A 3,184-nucleotide genomic window follows, 5' to 3' on the forward strand; every position below is an offset into this window, starting at 1 on the left:
CGGCGTTGGCGCGCCGGCATGATCAAGACTTCGGACTGATAGATCATCCGGGAAGGTGCGTCCTTCCCGTCATCCACAGGTCCTGATCATTGCTCCGATGCCCTGGTGTTGGAAGGAGGGTTGCTGACGTGGACAACCTCCTCAGAGCAACGGTTCGGCGAGGCCTGGCTCAATACACTGCGCGAAGATCAGCAGTCCGCTGCTGCCCACTTGTCTGATGGTGTCGCAGTATGTGCAGCATGTGGTGATCGCCGCTGATGGGGTTGTGTACTTGGTCGGGTGCCGCATCGCAGTCGGCGGTTGGTCAGATGTGTATTGATCGGTCGCCGAGGAGTCGTGGTTTGAGCAGGTCTGTCCAGCGGGATACGGTGATTTCGGCATCGTCGAAGCTGGCGCCGATGGATCGGCCGCGGGCCAGCATGCGATAGAAGACGTCGTTGAACTCGCGGCATTGTTTGTCGTCCACAGTGCTCGGCCAAGCGATGACGATGTGGTCCGCGTCGGCAAGCGTTTGGGCGAGTGTCAGCGAGTCACAGAAATTCAATACCAGTGCCGTCGTCTTGTGCGTGCTCCGCAAGAGAGTATTCACGAGTAGCGAACGTGTGATTCCCATCGGTGCGCCGTTGTGGCTGAGAAAGATTTCCCCGTAGTCGCTGTGCGCGGCGAGGTGAACGATGGCGGGCAGGTTGTCGTCGATGGCGTGGGGGATGTCGTGTAGTGCGATTCCGGCGATTTCCTTGACGGTGAATCGGTGCTCGCACCGCTCTCGGATCATGGCTGTCTCGGTGGTGAAGTCATTGGTCTGGCGAGGGCGGACGTCGGGGTGGCCGGTGACGATCAACAGCATGGGGGTCTCGGCGGGGCTTGGCGGTCGCATGACGCGTCGCTGAATCGCGACGTCACGCTTGGCTATACCGGGATGTTCGTCGCGCCATTGCCGTAGCTGGTCGACAGTGACGCCCGCTGCGATGGCGATGTCGGTCCATCCGGCACGGTCACGATAGGCCCTGGCCGTATCGACCAGGGCCCGGATAGCGATATCGCGGTGCTCGGCCGGCGCATTACGGACCAGTTGTCCCATCTGGCCCAGCCAGTTCAGGTCCCCGACATCGAGTCCTGGCTCATCCACCATCGGTGTGTGGGGCTCGCAAGGCCGCCGTGATGGCCTCGGCGGCGCGGTGCTGGACATGGATGCTGTCGAGTGCGCGTACTGCCCGTTCCCGGTCCCGGAGACTGCTGGCGGCTGCTGCTGTGTGTGCGGCGTCGAGAATGTAGTCGGGCAGCTCGCCGTCGCTGGTGAAGGCGGCGAGTACCGCGACGATGAACGGCGCAGTGAACTCATCGCGTGACAAGTGTGGCGATGCCCACCACAAGGCGCGAAGCAGCTCGGGATCACCGGTGGTGATCAGCTCGAACAGCAGGTCTTTGGCGTCGTTGTAGTCGAGGACGGCGTCGAACACCTCGCCTGTGCGGTAGTGGTCGGTCAGTTGCAGTATCCCGAGATGCTGTCGAGCGGTGGCGTCGTCGGAAGCCGTGAGGAGCGCCCGGACCGCCGGGTCGGTGCGCAGTGCGTCACGCTGTTCCAGGAAGCGCTGCGATGTGGTCCAGGTAGGGGTCTTGATCCAGTCCTGCACGAGTTCACGCGCCCGGACCTCCGCGCTGAGGACAACCAGTGTCTCATCGATGCCGCGGTTGATGCCGTGGTCGATGATCCGGTTCATTCGAGACAGCTCAGGATTGTCCGGGTAAAGGCGGCCCAGCGCGCTCAGGGCCGCTCGGATAGGTTCGGTGCACAGTTCACTCCATTGGGTCCGTAGGAAGCGGACTTCCGCGGAGGTGTCTGCGGTGACCCATGAATTCGCCAGCTCGATGACGTGATCGTCGATAGACAGTGTCGCCCACGGAGGCACCCGATCCTCGACAGCGTCCGAGGCATCGAGCAGCTGACGAATGCGCCGGCGAATTTCCCCCGAGAACCGCAGATCGCTGTCGTTCCGGTCCGCATCCTGCGCCGCCCTGACCAAATCCTTGATAGCCGTTGGACTGTCCTCACCCGACCGCCTCCGCCACAGGTAGCGCTCGGCCCGTAGAAACGCCACGGCCGACGAAGTCAACCCTTCCCACACGCCCTCCCAGACCTCCAGCGCCGCGTCCTGGTCCCCGGCCTGCGCCTGTTGGTTGGCGAGAGTGTTCAGCGACATCGCCAGGTTGGGCAGGTGAGCGGCGGGGTTGGCCTCGGCCAGGCGACGTCGGATCCCGGTAGCTTCGGTGATGGTGGCCAGCGCCGCGTCCCGGTCCCCGACCTGCGCCTGCTGGACGGCGAGGTTGTTCAATGATCCGGCCAGGTCGGGCAGGTGAGCGGCGGGGTTGGCCTCGGCCAGGCGACGTCGGATCCCGACAGCTTCGGTGATGGTGGCCCGCGCCGCGCGGCGGTTTCCGGCCTGCGCCTGCTGGACGGCGAGGTTGTTCAATGATCCGGCCAGGTCGGGCAGGTGGGCGGCGGGGTTGTCCTCGGCCAGGCGACGGTAATGGCCGACAGCTTCGGTGATGGTGGCCAGCGCCGCGCTCCGGTCCCCGACCTCCGCCTGCCGGATCGCTAGGTTGTTCAGCGACATCGCCAGGTCGGGCAGGTGAGCGGCGGGGTTGGCCTCGGCCAGGCGACGTCGGATCCCGACAGCTTCGGTGATGGTGGCCCGCGCCGCGCGGCGGTCCCCAGCCTCCGCCTGCCGGACGGCGAGAGTGTTCAACGTCGCGGCCAGGTTGGGCAGGTGGGCGGCGGGGTTGGCCTCGGCCAGGCGACGGTAATGGCCGACAGCTTCGGTGATGGTGGCCAGCGCCGCGCCCCGGTCCCCGACCTCCGCCTGCCGGTTGGCGAGGTTGTTCAACGTCGCGGCCAGGTTGGGCAGGTGAGCGGCGGGGTTGGCCTCGGCCAGGCGACGGTAATGGCCGGCAGCTTCGGTGATGGTGGCCAGCGCCGCGTCCCGGTCCCCGGCCTCCGCCTGCTGGTTGGCGAGGTTGTTCAGCGATATCGCCAGGTCGGGCAGGTGAGCGGCGGGGTTGGCCTCGGCCAGGCGACGGTAATGGCCGGCAGCTTCGGTGATGGTGGCCAGCGCCGCGTCCCGGTCCCCGACCTGCGCCTGCTGGACGGCGAGGTTGTTCAATGATCCGGCCAGGTCGGGCAGGT

General features: G+C 65.9%; 1 protein-coding gene and 1 pseudogene. Both read right to left on the reverse strand.

Annotation, left to right across the window (positions count from 1 at the left end; genetic code table 11):
- Nucleotides 1-304 precede the first annotated feature (304 nt).
- Nucleotides 305-1,081 carry a hypothetical protein gene (locus tag ACIRRA_RS45690; RefSeq protein ID WP_402782333.1) on the reverse strand — a complete coding sequence of 259 codons (777 nt, stop codon included), beginning with the start codon at nucleotides 1,079-1,081 and terminating at the stop codon, nucleotides 305-307.
- A 40-nt stretch (nucleotides 1,082-1,121) separates the two neighbouring features.
- Nucleotides 1,122-3,184 (reverse strand): annotated as a pseudogene (locus ACIRRA_RS45695) (hypothetical protein); the annotation flags it as partial.

The sequence above is a fragment of the Nocardia sp. NPDC101769 genome (genome assembly GCF_044766925.1).
Lineage (GTDB): Bacteria > Actinomycetota > Actinomycetes > Mycobacteriales > Mycobacteriaceae > Nocardia.